Annotated in this window: 17 protein-coding genes; 12 read left to right on the forward strand and 5 right to left on the reverse strand. The window is 62.0% G+C overall.

Annotated features, from left to right (window positions below; translation table 11 throughout):
- Window positions 1-70: 70 nt before the first annotated feature.
- The 8 genes from ACIOMR_RS04950 to ACIOMR_RS04985 all read left to right on the forward strand — a co-directional run bounded on the left by ACIOMR_RS04950 (window position 71) and on the right by ACIOMR_RS04985 (window position 7425).
- Window positions 71-1039, forward strand: a complete 969-nt coding sequence (locus ACIOMR_RS04950; RefSeq protein ID WP_401192633.1) for a GTP 3',8-cyclase MoaA — start codon at window positions 71-73, stop codon at window positions 1037-1039.
- 75 nt (window positions 1040-1114) lie between these two features.
- The gene (locus ACIOMR_RS04955; protein ID WP_004371272.1) at window positions 1115-1720 is read left to right on the forward strand and encodes a DUF4823 domain-containing protein; all 606 of its coding nucleotides are present in this window, start codon (window positions 1115-1117) and stop codon (window positions 1718-1720) included.
- Between the two features lie 17 nt (window positions 1721-1737).
- Window positions 1738-2298, forward strand: coding sequence for a DUF1285 domain-containing protein (locus ACIOMR_RS04960; protein WP_102604967.1), 561 nt, complete (start codon window positions 1738-1740; stop codon window positions 2296-2298).
- 70 nt (window positions 2299-2368) lie between these two features.
- Window positions 2369-3082, forward strand: a complete 714-nt coding sequence (locus tag ACIOMR_RS04965) for a GntR family transcriptional regulator (protein WP_080673275.1) — start codon at window positions 2369-2371, stop codon at window positions 3080-3082.
- Window positions 3079-4080, forward strand: a complete 1002-nt coding sequence (locus ACIOMR_RS04970) for an ADP-ribosylglycohydrolase family protein (RefSeq protein ID WP_004371263.1) — start codon at window positions 3079-3081, stop codon at window positions 4078-4080. The genes ACIOMR_RS04965 and ACIOMR_RS04970 overlap by 4 nt, the downstream gene beginning before the upstream one ends.
- Before the next feature lie 198 nt (window positions 4081-4278).
- Window positions 4279-5745, forward strand: a complete 1467-nt coding sequence (locus tag ACIOMR_RS04975; protein WP_177067002.1) for a cytosine permease — start codon at window positions 4279-4281, stop codon at window positions 5743-5745.
- Window positions 5738-6658 carry a PfkB family carbohydrate kinase gene (locus ACIOMR_RS04980; protein WP_177019568.1) on the forward strand — a complete coding sequence of 307 codons (921 nt, stop codon included), beginning with the start codon at window positions 5738-5740 and terminating at the stop codon, window positions 6656-6658. The genes ACIOMR_RS04975 and ACIOMR_RS04980 overlap by 8 nt, the downstream gene beginning before the upstream one ends.
- A 38-nt stretch (window positions 6659-6696) precedes the next feature.
- A complete protein-coding gene (locus tag ACIOMR_RS04985) occupies window positions 6697-7425 on the forward strand; it encodes a class I SAM-dependent methyltransferase (RefSeq protein ID WP_401192640.1) in 729 nt (242 codons plus the stop codon).
- A gap of 128 nt (window positions 7426-7553) precedes the next feature.
- On the opposite strand, the gene ACIOMR_RS04990 is transcribed toward ACIOMR_RS04985, so the two are convergent.
- The 5 genes from ACIOMR_RS04990 to ACIOMR_RS05010 form a co-directional block, all read right to left on the reverse strand.
- Window positions 7554-7934: a Rho termination factor N-terminal domain-containing protein gene (locus tag ACIOMR_RS04990; protein ID WP_087692768.1), complete on the reverse strand. Its 381-nt coding sequence runs from the start codon at window positions 7932-7934 to the stop codon at window positions 7554-7556.
- A gap of 57 nt (window positions 7935-7991) precedes the next feature.
- On the reverse strand, window positions 7992-8258 hold the full coding sequence (locus ACIOMR_RS04995) for a hypothetical protein (protein ID WP_004371249.1): 267 nt from the start codon (window positions 8256-8258) through the stop codon (window positions 7992-7994).
- A gap of 48 nt (window positions 8259-8306) precedes the next feature.
- The gene (locus ACIOMR_RS05000; protein ID WP_177008408.1) at window positions 8307-8654 is read right to left on the reverse strand and encodes a hypothetical protein; all 348 of its coding nucleotides are present in this window, start codon (window positions 8652-8654) and stop codon (window positions 8307-8309) included.
- Between the two features lie 85 nt (window positions 8655-8739).
- Entirely contained in the window at window positions 8740-9933 is a 1194-nt protein-coding gene (locus tag ACIOMR_RS05005; protein ID WP_401192644.1) for an MFS transporter, read from the reverse strand.
- An 86-nt stretch (window positions 9934-10019) separates the two neighbouring features.
- Window positions 10020-10679 carry an HD domain-containing protein gene (locus ACIOMR_RS05010; RefSeq protein ID WP_004371242.1) on the reverse strand — a complete coding sequence of 220 codons (660 nt, stop codon included), beginning with the start codon at window positions 10677-10679 and terminating at the stop codon, window positions 10020-10022.
- Between the two features lie 112 nt (window positions 10680-10791).
- Here ACIOMR_RS05010 and ACIOMR_RS05015 point away from each other — a divergent pair, with 112 nt between their 5' ends.
- The 4 genes from ACIOMR_RS05015 (at window position 10792) to araG (ending at window position 14759) form a co-directional block, all read left to right on the forward strand.
- Window positions 10792-11271 carry a GNAT family N-acetyltransferase gene (locus tag ACIOMR_RS05015; RefSeq protein WP_004371239.1) on the forward strand — a complete coding sequence of 160 codons (480 nt, stop codon included), beginning with the start codon at window positions 10792-10794 and terminating at the stop codon, window positions 11269-11271.
- 149 nt (window positions 11272-11420) lie between these two features.
- A complete protein-coding gene (locus ACIOMR_RS05020) occupies window positions 11421-12242 on the forward strand; it encodes an SDR family oxidoreductase (RefSeq protein WP_004371237.1) in 822 nt (273 codons plus the stop codon).
- 31 nt (window positions 12243-12273) lie between these two features.
- On the forward strand, window positions 12274-13254 hold the full coding sequence (locus ACIOMR_RS05025) for a substrate-binding domain-containing protein (protein WP_008434927.1): 981 nt from the start codon (window positions 12274-12276) through the stop codon (window positions 13252-13254).
- Window positions 13251-14759, forward strand: a complete 1509-nt coding sequence (gene araG, locus ACIOMR_RS05030) for an L-arabinose ABC transporter ATP-binding protein AraG (RefSeq protein ID WP_004371233.1) — start codon at window positions 13251-13253, stop codon at window positions 14757-14759. Before ACIOMR_RS05025 ends, araG begins: the two co-directional genes overlap by 4 nt.
- Window positions 14760-14775: the final 16 nt, after the last annotated feature.

A 14775-nucleotide genomic window follows, 5' to 3' on the forward strand; every position in this document is an offset into this window, starting at 1 on the left:
GGACCTTGCTAAAACTTGATTTTTAAGTCAGGTTTTAGTGCGCCCGAATTATCCTCTGCCGGAGTGATCCATGATCGTTGATCGTCAAGGCAGGCGATTCCGCAATTTGCGGATCAGCCTGACCTCAGCCTGCAATTACGCCTGTACCTACTGCGTGCCCAACGGCAAGCGGCTGGTGGCTGCGCAGGACGAACTGTCGGCCGAGGCGATGGCGCGGGGTGTCGAGTACCTGATCGAGGCCGCCGGCATCGAGCGCCTGCGGATTACCGGCGGTGAACCGTTGGTCAGCCCCAAGCTGGAAGCCTTCATGGGCGCGGTGGGGCAGATGGGGCTCAGTGATATCAGCCTGACCACCAACGGCCAACTGCTGGCGCGCAAACTGCCGCTGCTGGTGGACGCCGGGATTCGCCGGATCAACGTGTCCCTCGACACCCTGGACGCCGACGCCTTCCGCAGCATCGCTCGCGGTGGCGACCTGGCCACCGTGCTCGATGGCATGGACCAGGCGAGCGCCGCCGGAATCAAGATCAAGGTCAACATGGTGCCGCTGCGCGGCCAGAACCTCGACCAGGTGATGCCGCTGCTCGACTACTGCCTGGAGCGTGGCTACGAGTTGCGCTTTATCGAATTGATGCGCATGGGCCACCTCGCCAACGATTCCAACGCGTTCCTGCAGCAATTCGTCAGCCTTCAGCAATTGCTCAGCCTGATCGGCGAACAGTACGAATACCTGCAAGCCAACGCCCCGGTGGACGCCACTGCCGTGCGCTACGAAGTGCCCGGCAAAGGTTTCTTCGGTGTCATTGCCAACGAAAGCGTGCCGTTCTGCCGGACCTGTTCGCGTTTGCGCCTGTCGTCCACTGGCTGGCTGCATGGCTGCCTGTCGTCGAGCAACCGCCACTACGTCGGCGACCTGCTGGACAAACCCCGCCACCAGGCCCTGCCGGCCTTGCAGCGCTTGTTGGTCAAGGCCTTGAGTGACAAGCAGGAAGTGGCCTTCTCCGGCGGCGCCACCATCATGAAGATCATCGGCGGCTAGTCTCGCAAGCTGGCGCAAAATCTGCATCTCGTGCCCATTCGCCGGTTTTCCGTCACCGGCCTCTGGAGAATTAGGATGCGTAGTCTGGTTTTGGTGCTGGCGTCACTCGCGCTGGGTGGCTGCATGACCGTCAGTGATATGGCCGAAGGCACGCGCTATCAGATGAGCGATGCCGGGCTGCTGGACCACAGCGATACTCGCCGCGTCAATTCGGTCCGCATACAGCCGGACTCCTTCGTCTTCATCGCCCAGGGCGCCTTCACCCCGCCGGGCAGTGCTTATCCACGGCCTAACGTGGTGGCCGAGGAAGCCTTCAACGGCTTTGTCGAATATTTCCCGATGGTCCGCCGCGCCCGCAAGCCGGAAGGCCTCGAGCAGGCGATGTCGGAAGCCCGCGCGGCGGGTGCGCATTACCTGCTGTACTGCCGCTTCGCCCAGGCGGATGACCGTATCGGCAACGCCGATGAATGGTCTGACCAGGAGGCGGTGGATCGCCTGGGTATCGACACCGGAACCATCCAGGTCATGTTGATCGAGACCAGTACCCAGTATTTGATTGATACTGTGCGCATCCATAGCCGTGGCGGTTTACTGACGTTCCACGACAACAAGCCTGAAGATCTGATCGGCAAGCCCCTGGCGCACTACGCGCGCAGCCTGTTGGGCATGAGCGATCAGTAAGACACAAGGAGAGCAGCATGACCGATTCGGCCAAGGCCAATGAGTTGTTGGCGCAATTGCCCAAGGGCAAGGGGCCCGCGCCGGTGCATCTGTGGAACCCGGCGTTTTGCGGCGATATCGACATGCGCATCGCCCGTGACGGCACCTGGTTCTACATGGGCACGCCGATTGGCCGCAAGCCGATGGTCAAGCTGTTCTCCAATATCATTCGCCGCGATGGCGATGATTATTTCCTGATCACCCCGGTGGAAAAGGTCGGGATCAAGGTCGATGACGCGCCCTTTGTCGCCGTGACCCTGGAAGTCGAAGGGCAGGGCGAGAGCCAAGTCCTGCGCTTTACCACTAATGTCGATGAACAGGTCGAAGCCGGTATCGAACATCCGCTGCGGGTGATGATTGACCCGGAAACCCAGGAACCCTCGCCGTACCTGCGGGTGCGCACCAACCTCGAAGCCTTGGTCCATCGCAATGCGTTCTATCAGTTGGTGGAGTTGGCGGTGACCCGTCCGATCAACGGTAAGAACTGGCTTGGCGTCTGGAGCGGCGGGGTATTTTTCCCCATCGGCCTGGAGCCCTGAGGCTGATTTCTCGCTCTCCCTGAAATAAATCGCTTGCTGTAGCCGGGCGCTTTCGGTTATCAATTTGTACATGATTAGACATGTCCGATTTGATAAGAAAAAACGCGTCGTCGACGAGCTGATCCGCCGTATCGAGGGTGGAGTGATGGCTGACGGTGTCCTGCTGCCGGGCGAGCACCAACTGGCCGAAGAGTTTTCCGTCAGCCGCGGCACCCTGCGTGAAGCCCTGGCCGAACTCAAGCGCCGCAGCTACATCGCCACCCAAAGCGGTGTCGGCTCCATCGTCACCTTCGACGGCATGGTGCTCGACCAGCGCAGCGGCTGGGCCCAAGCCCTGGCCGACACCGGCGCGGTGGTGACCTCCGAAATCCTGCGCCTGGAAGCGGTCACCCGCCCGGACCTGCTCAGCCGTCACGGCAGCGACCAATTCATCGCCCTCGACCGCCGCCGTCGCGCTGCCGACGGCACGTTCGTGTCCCTGGAGCGCTCGCTGATGCCGGCCTCGGGTGGCCTGGAAAGCCTGCCGCAAGTCGGCCTGATCGATAATTCCCTGACCATCACCCTGGCGGCCTATGGCTATGTCGGCGCCACCGGCAACCAATGGATCGGTGCCGAGCCTCTGAACGAAGAAGACGCCCAGCTCCTGGGGCGCCCGGTGGGCACGGTGTTCCTCAAGGCCCTGCGCACCACCTACGACCGCCAGGACCGCTTCATGGAATCCGTCGAAAGCCTGCTCGACCCTCTGCATTTCCGCTTGCACCTTCAATTTGGAACACCGACATGACCGCCACCACCCGCGCCCTCGGCGCCTTCTACGGCCTGGCCTTGGGCGATGCGTTGGGCATGCCCACCCAGTCCCTGAGCCGCGAGCAGGTCAAGGCGCGTTTCGGCGCGATCACCGGCCTGGAAGATGCCGACGCCGATCAGCCGATCGCGCCGAACATGCCCAAGGGCTCGATCACCGATGACACCGAACAGGCGATCCTCGTCGGCCAGTTGCTGGTGGACGGGCAGGGCAGGATTGAACCCACCGAACTCGCCCAACGTTTGATCGACTGGGAAGCGGTGATGCGCGCCAAGGGCTCCCAGGATTTGCTGGGCCCGTCAACCAAACGGGCGATCGACATGATCCTGGCGGGCCATACCCCGGAAGAGTCCGGGCGCTACGGCACCACCAACGGCGCCGCCATGCGCATCACCCCGGTGGGCATCGCGGCGGACGTCAACGACCCGGCGCAGTTTATCCAGGCGGTGATCCAGGCGTGCCAGGTCACCCATAACACCAACCTGGGCATCTCCAGCGCGGCGGCGGTGGCGGCGGTGGTTTCCGCCGGGATCAACGGCGTCGATCTGGGCGAAGCGCTGAACATCGGCACGCAGATCGCTCAGCAGGCGGAAAACCACGGCCACTGGATTGCCGGCGGGCGCATCGCCACCCGCATCAGTTGGGCGCGCACCTTGAGTGTCGACAGCGGCGACAAGGCGCTGTTTACCGACCTGCTTTACGAATTGATCGGCACCTCGGTGGCGTCCCAGGAATCGGTGGTCGTGTCGTTTGCCCTCGCGCAGCAAGTCGCGGTGGGTGAAATGAACGCCATCGAAGCCCTGTGCATGGCCGCCAGCCTCGGCGGCGACACCGACACCATCGCGGCGATTCTCGGCGCGATGCTCGGTGCGTGCCTGGGGATGCAGTGCTGGCCTGAGGCGATGATCGAACAGGTCAAGCAGGTTAACCGCCTGGACCTGGAACCCTTGGTCCAAGGCCTGCTCGAGCTGCGCTGAGCACCGCAGATCGAAACATGTGGGAGCTGGCTTGCCTGCGATAGCGGTCGATCAGTTGATGAATCATCGACTGACACCACGCTATCGCAGGCAAGCCAGCTCCCACATTGATCCAGTCGAGTCAGGAAGACCGGAACACAGATTCAACTTGCCAACCTGCCACAACCACAAAAAAACAGGCATCAGGAGCACCCCACCATGAGTACGTCCTCTTCCGGCCAAAGCGCCGGGCAATTGGAAACACGCGGCATCGAGCCGGTCCCGGAAGGCGAGTGCAACGGCCATCCGCTGCAACTGTTCTGGGTCTGGTTTGCGGCCAACATCAGCATCCTCGGCTTGCCCCTGGGCGCGACCCTCGTGGCGTTTCGCGGCCTGGCGATCTGGCAGGCGATCATCGTCGCAATCCTCGGCGCTGCCGGTTCGTTTGCGGTGGTCGGCATCATCTCCATCGCCGGCCGTCGTGGCCGTGCACCGAGCCTGACCCTGTCCCGGGCGATCTTTGGCGTACGCGGCAATATCGGCCCGACGCTGGTGTCGCTGATGTCGCGCCTCGGCTGGGAAACCGTCAACACCACTACGGCTGCGTTCGTGCTGTTGTCGTTGTGCTCGATCCTGTTCAATTCGCCGGTTGCCGCCAAAAGCGCTCCGGTACTGACCCTGCTGTTCATCGGCATCTTCGTGCTGCTGACCCTCGCCGTGTCGGGCCTGGGCCATGCCACCTTGCTGGTGATCCAGAAGTGGGCCACCTACGTGTTCGGCGCACTGAATATCCTGGTGGGCGGCTTCCTCTGCGCCACCATCGACTGGAGCGCGGTATTCAACGCCTCGCCTGCGCCGTTGAGCGCGATGATCATCGGCGTCGGCACCATGGCCGCCGGTACCGGTATCGGCTGGGCCAACGCCGGTGCCGACATGTCGCGCTACCAGCACCGCAGCGTCAAGGCCGTGCGCCTGGTGGCCTCCGCGGCATTCGGTGCGGGGATTCCGCTGGTGCTGTTGATCACCCTCGGCGGCTTGCTGTCGGTGGGCAACAATGACCTGGCGTCGGCCACTGACCCGATCATCGCGATCCGCGACATGCTGCCGACCTGGATGGCGGTGCCGTACCTGATCACCGCGTTTGGCGGGCTGTTGCTGTCGAATAACCTGTCGGTGTACTCGGCGGGCCTCACCACATTGACCCTCGGCTTGAAGGTCAAGCGCGTGCACGCAGTGATCGTCGACATCGTCGCGATCTTCGCCGGTTCGATCTACTTCATGCTGATCGCCGACAGTTTCTACGGCCCGTTCATCACCTTCATCTCGCTGCTGGCGGTACCGATCACCGCCTGGGTCGGGATCTTTGTCGTCGACCTGATTCATCGCCACTACTACAGCCCCAAAGACCTGCTGGACGTAACGCCAAGCAGCGCCTACTGGTACCGTGGCGGGGTTGAATGGCGTGCGTTCGGCGCCTGGGCGATTGCGATCGTGCTGGGCTTCAGCTTCACCACCATCGGCACCACGGCCGAGAACATCTGGTTCGCCGGTCCGCTGTCCGATTCGTGGCTGGGCCACAACGGCCTAGGCTGGATCGTCACCTTCCTGGTGGCCGGCGGGATTTATGCGGTACTGGGTGGCGCGGCTGATCGTCGCCCGGCTTTGGTAGAGAGCGCTAATGTCTAGATTGCTGCACAGCGGCCAGGTCATCGTCGACCTGGTCATGTCCCTCGACACATTGCCCGCCACCGGCGGCGATGTATTGGCCAACTCCGCCAGCTTCGAAGCCGGCGGCGGCTTCAACGTGATGGCCGCCGCTCGGCGCAACGGCTTGCCGGTGGTCTATCTGGGCCGCCATGGCACCGGCCGCTTCGGCGACCTGGCACGTGCGGCAATGCAAGCCGAAGGCATTGAAATGGCCCTGGCCGCCAGCGACGACAAGGACACAGGCCTGTGTGTGTCCCTGACCGAAGCCACCACCGAGCGTACCTTCATTTCCCATATCGGCGCTGAGGGTGACTTGCTCGCGCAAGACCTGGCCAATGCGGTACCACGCGACGACGACTACGTGTACGTCAGCGGCTACAGCCTGCTGCTGGAAGGCAAGGCCCAGGCGTTGCTCGATTGGCTACTGGCATTGCCGCGCCAGATCACGGTGGTGTTCGATCCGGGCCCGCTGGTGAAGGCACCGGACTCGGCCTTGATGGTCGCCCTGTTGCCGCGTATCGATATCTGGACCAGCAACGGTCCGGAAGCGCTGGCCTTTACCGGCGCGAGCGATCTGGCGGGGGCATTGCTCAAGCTCAACGAGCACCTGCCCGCCGAAACCTTGCTGGTGGTGCGCGATGGACCGAATGGCTGCTGGATCAGCCGTAATGGCCAGGCCGAGCATGTGCCGGGATTCAAGGTCAAGGCGGTGGACAGCAACGGTGCCGGCGATGCCCACGCCGGAGTGTTTATCGCCGGCCTGGCCAATGGTTTGGCGCCAGCTGTCGCGGCACGTCGCGCGAACGCGGCGGCGGCCTTGGCGGTCACGCGCTGGGGGCCGGCCACCTCACCGGGCACGGCTGAAGTGGATGCGTTGTTGAGCGAGGGCTGATTCGGCAGAATAGTCGCCATTCAGCACGGAGCAGCGTCATGACCCAGAATATCTACGACACCGAGGTTTTCTTCGAGGGCTACAGCAAAATGGGTCGCTCGGTAGAAGGCCTCGCCGGCGCGCCGGAGTGGCCGGCGTTGCAATCCATGCTGCCGCCCATGTCGGGATTGAAAGTGGTAGACCTGGGTTGCGGCTACGGCTGGTTCAGTCGCTGGGCCCGGGAGCAGGGCGCCGAGCAGGTGCTGGGGCTGGATGTCTCGCAAAAAATGCTGGCGCGGGCAAAGGAGATGACTTCGTCGTCGGCCATCACCTACGCCATCGCCGACCTGGAAAAACTCGACCTTCCGGATGCCGCTTTCGACCTGGCCTACAGCTCATTGGCGTTTCATTACATCGTTGATCTTAAGGGCCTGTTCGCGCGTATCCATCAAGCGTTGGTGCCGGGCGGGCGGTTGGTATTTTCCATCGAGCATCCGATCTTCATGGCGCCCCGGCAGCCGGGCTGGCTGATTGATGAGCAAGGGCGCAAGAGCTGGCCGGTGGACAGCTACCAGTTGCAAGGACCACGGGTGACAAACTGGCTGGCGGAGGGTGTGATCAAGCAACATCGCACCGTGGGCACGTTGCTGACGCTGTTGATCCAGGCGGGGTTTACCCTGACTCATGTCGACGAGTGGGGCCCGAGCGAAGCGGACCTGAAAGCCCGCCCCGCACTTGCAGAAGAGCTTGAGCGCCCAATGATGCTACTGGTGGCCGCCCACCGCTGATTCCTTGGGTGAAAACCCGACCAAAAATGTGGGAGCGGGCTTGCTCGCGAATGCGGTGGCTCAGCCAATGAATCTGGCACTGATACACCGCTTTCGCGAGCAAGCCCGCTCCCACATTTTGTTCCGCGTTAACCGGCCTTTTTCAGCGCCTCAATCAACTCATCCTTGCGCATGGTCGAGCGCCCGGGAATGTCCTTGGCACGCGCTTCTCTCAGCAAGCTTTCCTTGGTCTGCGTACCCAGCGAAACCCGGCTGTTACGCGGATGCCCCTCACGGCTGGCAGCAGCCCGCTTGGCCGACTCATGCCGGTCCTGGGACTTCTTCGCCGGCGCCTTGCGCTGGCCTGAACCGCCGGCCTTTTCGCCGCCGCCAGACTGCTTGTTGACGGTGGCCCAGGCCCGCGCCTCGGCTTCTTCTTTCGACAAGCCCTGGTGCTCATAACTCTCTTCGATATGGGCGGCCTTGCGCTTCTGTTCGGTGGTGTATTTGGCTTTGCTTCCACGAGGCATTGCGATACTCCTTCTGGCCCTCATACAAGATACAAGGGCCAGACCAGGCAAGGTGTGTTATTGGCCCGCTTCGCTTTCCAGCTTGCGAGCCGCTTCCACGCCGGACGCGGTGAGCTTGATCGGCAGGTTCAGCGAATGTTCACCGGCATCGTTGCAGGTCACATGGCCTTCCTTGATCCACCCGCGGTCCTGCAAGGTGGCCAAGGCGCTGGCCACCACTTTTTCACCTCGGTAGTTGTCCAGCACTTCTTTGCCCAACCCACTGGGATGAGCGTGGAGCAGACGGGTGAGGACTTCTTTTTCAAGGTTGTGATCGACGTTCATGCATACCTCTTCACTGGGAAATGGTTGGGTGTTCGTCTTTCTTGCGCATTAAGGCGCTGGCTGTTTTGGCGCGCCGGGGATGTTGGAGTCGTCACCCTTGTTGATCGAGGGCGAAGTGGCACCTGGGCCCATTTTGCCGTTGGGCACCGCACCGCTGTTGCGATTGGTGTCGTCGCCCTGGGTGCGTGGGTCCCTGCTGTTGTCGATGATGGCGCCGCCGTTGGTGTCCATGCCGGTACCCATCGAGTCCTTCGACTCTTGGGCGGCCGGGTTGGGCGGGCTGCCGACAGGGTCGGTCGGGCCGGTGCTGGAACCTGTGGTGGCGGCAAAGCTGCTCAGCGAAACAGCAGACAGCAAACCGGTGAGGGCGAGGGCGGCAAATTTGGAAGTCGTCATGATGGTGTCTCCATATGATTAATGTCCTTACCTGATATTGGTCCGCCCCCGTTTGTGATTCGTGCCTCGATACCGACGAACGGTCTTAGGTCGCTTGTAAGATTTTGTGTGACGAGATTCGGCGCCAGATCAACCGCGCCACCGTGATCAGCCAATTGAGCAGCGCCACCGCCAGTACACTTATCAACAGGGTCGGCATGCCGTATTCGACGATGAGCTTGCCCGCCAGCAACGGGAAACCGAACACCCCGATAAAGTACGCCAGGCTGAACAGCAGCAACGCCTGGGACGTGGTGCCCGCAGGTGTCTCGTTCGCAGCCAAACCATTGATCACCGAATACGTCAGGCCATAACCCACGCCCAGGGTGACGGCCGCCAGCAGGTAGCTGTAGTTGCCACTGACCCTGAACCCGAACAGGAAAATCGACCCCAGCATCAACCCGGACAACACACACGCCGCCCAATACGGATCACGCTTGACCACGATGCCGGCGATCAGCAGGCGGCTGGTAATCGCCGCACTCATGAAGCCCAGGAAGAACAGCGAATAGTCCAGCCCGTGCAACGCCGCGTAGCTGGTCTGGAAACTCGACAGCCCGCCAAACACGCAACCGCCGAGGCCCACCATGATGATCGCGAACACCGCCCGGGACGACAGCACCTTGCGTGTCGCCGACCAGGAAATCTTCGCCACCGGCGCGGTGTGTTGACTCAGCGCGCGACCCAGTCGCCAGAAAATCAGCACACCCACCAGGCTCGCCAGCGCTGCTATATGAAAGGCCGCCGTCAGCGAAAAATCCAGGGCACTTGCCGCCCGCCCCAGCAGTGGCCCGGAGCCGATTCCGGTCATCATGCTGCCCGACAGCAGGGCGAAATATTTGGCCCGCTGCGCCGGTTCCACCAGCATCGCGACGATGATCGGACCCAGCGTATAGAAGACGCCCCAGCCCAACCCCAACGACAAGCCAAAAAGCATCAAGCCCTCGCCGAACCCCGGCGCCAGCGCAAAGCCCAGGCACGCCACCACCAGCAATACGCCGAGCAGGGCGATCGACCTGGCAGCCCCCAGCAGGTCGGCCAGATGCCCGGAAACCAGCACCGCCACAAAGGTGCTGAGCATCGCCATGGAGATCACGCTGCCGGCGTCGTGTTCGTTGCCGCCGCGCGAATGGATCAGCAGCGACAGCAAGAATGTCGAGCCATAGGACAGGGAAAGCAGGTAGCTGGCGAGGCAGAAAAGGGCGAACAGTTTTCCGCCGACCGCAGGTGAGGCGTGCATGGGGGAGCCTTGCGTCTGTTGGATTTATGCCCAACTTTTTACCATGCACGGCACGTGGGATTGTTCTGTGGTTCGCGGCGCTTGCGTTAGCCCGCAGCGGAGTATGGCGTGCCTATTTCTTCGATGAACAGGTTCATGAAACCCTTCAACCGCTCATGGCGCGCCAGGGCCATGCGTTGCCCCGTCGGCGTCTGAAATCCGCCCGCCAGATGCAGCAGCTTGGTCTGGAAATGGTCGAGGCAAAAGCGCTTGTCGTCGTACTCGCGATGCTGCGCCGTTGGGTCAGCCGGGTCATACAGCCCGCTGCCCATGCGCCCGGCGATGTAAAATGTGCGGGCCACGCCGATCATGCCCAGGGAGTCCAAACGGTCGGCATCCTGCATAATCTTTGCTTCAAGCGTCACCGGCGTCAGGCCCGCCGAAAAGCTGTGGGTCTCGATGGCGTGGGTCACCGCTGCAATCGTCTCGGGCTGCCACGCCAACCCCTGCAAAATCTGCCCGGCCTTGTCCGCCGCCAATGTTGAGGCCTTGGAACGCAACGGCGAATTCTTCTCCACCGCGACGCAGTCATGGAGCAGCACCGCCGCCAGCAGCACCTCCAGATCGCCACCTTCCTCTGCCTGGATCGACCGCACGTTGTGCCACACCCGTTGCAAGTGGGACAGGTCGTGGGCGCCGTCTTCCGAAGGCTCAAGGGCGTGAGGCAATAACGTCGCGGCGAGGTCGGTCAAGGGCGTGAAGGGCATGGGGATTCTCAAAGGTCGATGGCCTGCAGGTTAGCCGCGAATCAAATTGCACTGCAATCGGTCATTAAAGCGCCTTAGTATGTGTGCTCTCTTTCCCTGACAAGGCCTGCCCATGACCATCGAGATTCGCCCCGCCGTGCCCAGCGATGCTGCGCAGATCCTGACCTTCATCACCGAGCTTGCCGACTATGAAAAAGCCCGGCACGAAGTGATCGCCAGCGTGGTGGACATCGAGCGCAGCCTGTTCAGTGAAGGTGCCACCGCCCACGGCCTGATCTGCCTGCGCGACGGTTTGCCGATCGGCTTTGCGGTGTTCTTTTTCAGCTATTCCACGTGGCTGGGCAGCAACTGCCTGTACCTCGAAGACCTGTACATCAACCCCGAGCAACGCGGTGGCGGGGCGGGCAAGAAGTTGCTGCGCCACCTGGCGAAAATCGCCTGTGACAACGGCTGCGGGCGTTTCGAGTGGAGCGTGCTGGACTGGAACGAGCCGGCCATCGCGTTCTACAAATCCATCGGTGCCCAGCCCCAGGAAGAGTGGGTACGCTACCGCATGGAAGGCGACGCCCTCAGGGATTTCGCACAGGGTTAAGTGTGCATAAAGGACCGGCTTTTAAAGCCGGTTTTTTTATATATTTGCTCACTATATGGGATGATAATTTATATATTGAGATGTTCCGGTTTCTGGGTTTATAGTCTTGCGCATCAGCACTCACTACCAAAAACAAAACAGGTGAAGCGATGCAGGCACAACCGTTGTCGTTACCTCCGGTGCCCGAGCCGACTTACGGCGAGCGACTGAAGAACAAAGTCGTGGTCATCACCGGTGCCGCCCAAGGCATTGGCGAGGCTATCGTCGCCTGCTTCCAGGCTCAGCAGGCGCGCCTGGTGATCGGTGATATCCAGGGCGAGAAGGTCGAGCAGGTCGCCGCCCACTGGCGCGAACACGGCGCCGAGATCTACGCACAACCTGTCGACATCACTTCCAAGGATCAATGGCGCGCCCTGGTGGACGTCGCTATCGAACGCTTTGGCCGCGTCGATGTGCTGGTCAATTGCGCCGGCGTCAACGTGTTCCGCGACCCGCTGGAAATGACCGACGAAGACTGGCGCCGCTGCTTCGCCATCGACCTCGACGGCGCCTGGTACGGCTGCCGTACCGTGTTGCCGCACATGATCGAGCAAGGCATCGGCAACATCATCAACATCGCCTCCACCCACTCCAGCCACATCATTCCCGGCTGCTTCCCGTACCCGGTGGCCAAGCACGGCTTGCTCGGGCTGACCCGCGCGCTGGGCATCGAATACGCGCCCAAGGGCATCCGCGTAAATGCCATCGCGCCGGGCTATATCGAAACCCAACTCAACGTCGATTACTGGAACGGCTTTGCCGACCCGCACGCCGAGCGCCAGCGTGCCTTCGACCTGCACCCGCCCAAGCGCATCGGCCAGCCGATTGAAGTGGCGATGACGGCACTGTTTCTTGCGACCGATGAGGCGCCCTTTATCAATGCCACCTGCCTGATGATCGATGGTGGGCGGTCGGTGATGTACCACGATTAAAACTTTTCCAAATAACAAGAAGAGGTGGTTCATGCTCAAGAAAACACTAGGCACCCTTGCCCTCACGATGGCGCTCAGCGGCCTGGCCTCTGCCGAAGAAGTAAAGATCGGCTTCCTGGTCAAGCAGGCGGAAGAGCCCTGGTTCCAGACCGAATGGGCCTTCGCTGAAAAAGCCGGCAAGGACCATGGTTTCACCGTGATCAAGATCGCCGTGCCCGACGGCGAGAAAACCCTGTCCGCCATCGATACCCTGGCCGCCAACGGCGCCAAGGGTTTCGTGATCTGCCCGCCGGACGTGTCCCTGGGCCCTGCGATCATGGCCAAGGCCAAGCTGAATAACCTCAAAGTGCTGGCGGTAGACGACCGCTTCGTCGACGCCAAGGGCAAGCCCATGGAAGACGTGCCTTACGTCGGCCTGGACGCCTACAAGATCGGCCAGAAACAGGGCGAAGCCATGGCCACCGAAGCCAAGCATCGCAACTGGGACTGGAAGGACACCTACGCCGTCATCAATACCTTCGACGAGCTGGAAACCGGCAAGAAACGCACCGACGGTTCGGTAGAAGGCCTCAAGGCCGCCGGCCTGCCGGTTGACCATATCCTGTTCACCGCGCAGAAAACCCTCGACGTGCCGGGCGCCATGGACTCCACCAACTCGGCCCTGGTGAAACTGCCCAGCGGTGCGAAAAACCTGCTGATTGGCGGCATGAACGACAGCACCGTACTGGGCGGCGTACGCGCCACCGAAAGCGCCGGCTTCAAGGCCACGAACGTGATTGGCGTGGGCATCAACGGCACCGACGCCATCGAAGAACTGAAGAAATCCGACACCGGTTTCTACGGCTCGATGCTGCTCAGCCCCGATGCGTCCGGCTATAAAACCGCGACCTCGATGTTCGAGTGGGTGACCAAAGGCACTGAGCCTGCCAAGTTCACCGCACTGGATAACGTGACCCTGATCACCCGCGCCAACTTCAAGGAAGAGTTGAGCAAGATCGGTCTGTGGAAATGAACAGCGCCGCTGCAGAGAGCCTGCGCTTCAACGGCATCGGCAAGGAGTTTCCCGGGGTGAAGGCCCTGGCGCAGATCAGCTTCGAAGCGCGGCCCCATTCGGTGCATGCGCTGATGGGCGAGAACGGCGCGGGCAAGTCGACCTTGCTGAAAATCCTCGGCGGTTTTTATCCGCCCAACAGCGGCAGCTTGCAGTTGGGCGAACGCAGCGTGAGTTTCAAGTCGGCGGCCGACAGCATCGCCAGCGGCATCGCAGTGATTCACCAGGAGCTGCAACTGGTGCCGGAAATGACCGTCGCCGAGAACCTGCTGCTGGGGCATATGCCGTCGCGCTTTGGCGTGGTCAATCGCGGGGCGATGGTGCGCAAGGCACGGGAACTGCTCAAGGGCCTGGCGGATGAAATCGATCCGAACATGCGCCTGGGCAGCCTGTCCCTCGGCCAGCGGCAACTGGTGGAAATCGCCAAGGCCATGTCGCGCAACGCCCATGTGATTGCGTTCGACGAACCCACCAGCAGCCTCTCGGCCCGTGAGATCGAGCGGCTGATGGTGATCATCGCCCGACTGCGGGATGAAGGCCGGGTGATCCTCTACGTGTCGCACCGCATGGAAGAAGTGTTCCGTATCTGCGATGCGGTGACGGTGTTCAAGGACGGGCGCTTCGTGCGCACGTTCGAGGACATGACGCAGTTGAACGTCGACCAACTGGTCAACTGCATGGTCGGGCGCGATATCCAGGATATCTACGACTACAGGCCGCGCGAGCACTGCGGTGAAGCGCTGCGAGTCGAAGGTTTGCTCGGGCCGGGGTTGCAGGAACCGGTGAGCCTGCAGGTGAACAAGGGCGAGATTCTCGGGCTGTTCGGCCTGGTGGGGGCCGGGCGCACAGAGTTGTTGCGCCTGCTCGCCGGGCTGTCCCGCAGCACCCAGGGGACTCTGGTGCTGCATGGCCAGGCGCAGACGTTCAAGACACCACGGGATGCGATTGCGGCGGGGGTGTTGCTCTGCCCCGAGGACCGCAAGAAGGAAGGCATCGTGCCCCGCGCGAGTGTTGCGGAGAACATCAATATCAGTGCGCGGCGTGACCATGCGCGCTTCGGCTGGCTGATCCAGGGCGGCTGGGAACGCACCAACGCCCAGCGGCAGATCAGCGCGCTGAACGTGCGCACGCCGTCGGCGGACCAGCCGATTCTGTTCCTGTCGGGCGGCAATCAGCAGAAGGCGATTCTCGGCCGCTGGTTGTCGATGCCGATGAAAGTGTTGCTGCTGGACGAGCCGACCCGCGGCATTGATATCGGTGCGAAATCGGAGATCTACCAGATCATTCATAACCTGGCGGCCAGTGGCATCGCGGTGATCGTGGTGTCCAGCGACCTGATGGAAGTGATGGGCATCTCCGACCGCATCCTGGTGATGAGCGAAGGCGCCCTGACCGGCGAATTGACCCGCGATCAAGCGGACGAAGCACGGCTGCTGCAACTGGCTCTTCCGCGTACGCGGGACTGAAGAATACGAGGTGGGT

Source organism: Pseudomonas sp. NPDC087814 (genome assembly GCF_044742865.1).
GTDB lineage: Bacteria > Pseudomonadota > Gammaproteobacteria > Pseudomonadales > Pseudomonadaceae > Aquipseudomonas.

Bases quoted from the DNA above. Each gene is read 5' to 3' on its own strand.
- ACIOMR_RS04950 (WP_401192633.1), top strand. From the start codon at position 71: ATGATCGTTGATCGTCAAGGCAGGCGATTCCGCAATTTGCGGATCAGC.
- ACIOMR_RS04965 (WP_080673275.1), top strand. From the start codon at position 2,369: ATGATTAGACATGTCCGATTTGATAAGAAAAAACGCGTCGTCGACGAG.
- ACIOMR_RS05020 (WP_004371237.1), top strand. From the start codon at position 11,421: ATGCAGGCACAACCGTTGTCGTTACCTCCGGTGCCCGAGCCGACTTAC.
- ACIOMR_RS04975 (WP_177067002.1), top strand. From the start codon at position 4,279: ATGAGTACGTCCTCTTCCGGCCAAAGCGCCGGGCAATTGGAAACACGC.
- ACIOMR_RS05005 (WP_401192644.1), bottom strand. From the start codon at position 9,933: ATGCACGCCTCACCTGCGGTCGGCGGAAAACTGTTCGCCCTTTTCTGC.
- ACIOMR_RS04980 (WP_177019568.1), top strand. From the start codon at position 5,738: ATGTCTAGATTGCTGCACAGCGGCCAGGTCATCGTCGACCTGGTCATG.
- ACIOMR_RS04960 (WP_102604967.1), top strand. From the start codon at position 1,738: ATGACCGATTCGGCCAAGGCCAATGAGTTGTTGGCGCAATTGCCCAAG.
- ACIOMR_RS05015 (WP_004371239.1), top strand. From the start codon at position 10,792: ATGACCATCGAGATTCGCCCCGCCGTGCCCAGCGATGCTGCGCAGATC.
- ACIOMR_RS05025 (WP_008434927.1), top strand. From the start codon at position 12,274: ATGCTCAAGAAAACACTAGGCACCCTTGCCCTCACGATGGCGCTCAGC.
- ACIOMR_RS04985 (WP_401192640.1), top strand. From the start codon at position 6,697: ATGACCCAGAATATCTACGACACCGAGGTTTTCTTCGAGGGCTACAGC.
- ACIOMR_RS04970 (WP_004371263.1), top strand. From the start codon at position 3,079: ATGACCGCCACCACCCGCGCCCTCGGCGCCTTCTACGGCCTGGCCTTG.
- ACIOMR_RS04955 (WP_004371272.1), top strand. From the start codon at position 1,115: ATGCGTAGTCTGGTTTTGGTGCTGGCGTCACTCGCGCTGGGTGGCTGC.
- ACIOMR_RS05000 (WP_177008408.1), bottom strand. From the start codon at position 8,654: ATGACGACTTCCAAATTTGCCGCCCTCGCCCTCACCGGTTTGCTGTCT.
- ACIOMR_RS04990 (WP_087692768.1), bottom strand. From the start codon at position 7,934: ATGCCTCGTGGAAGCAAAGCCAAATACACCACCGAACAGAAGCGCAAG.
- ACIOMR_RS04995 (WP_004371249.1), bottom strand. From the start codon at position 8,258: ATGAACGTCGATCACAACCTTGAAAAAGAAGTCCTCACCCGTCTGCTC.
- araG (WP_004371233.1), top strand. From the start codon at position 13,251: ATGAACAGCGCCGCTGCAGAGAGCCTGCGCTTCAACGGCATCGGCAAG.
- ACIOMR_RS05010 (WP_004371242.1), bottom strand. From the start codon at position 10,679: ATGCCCTTCACGCCCTTGACCGACCTCGCCGCGACGTTATTGCCTCAC.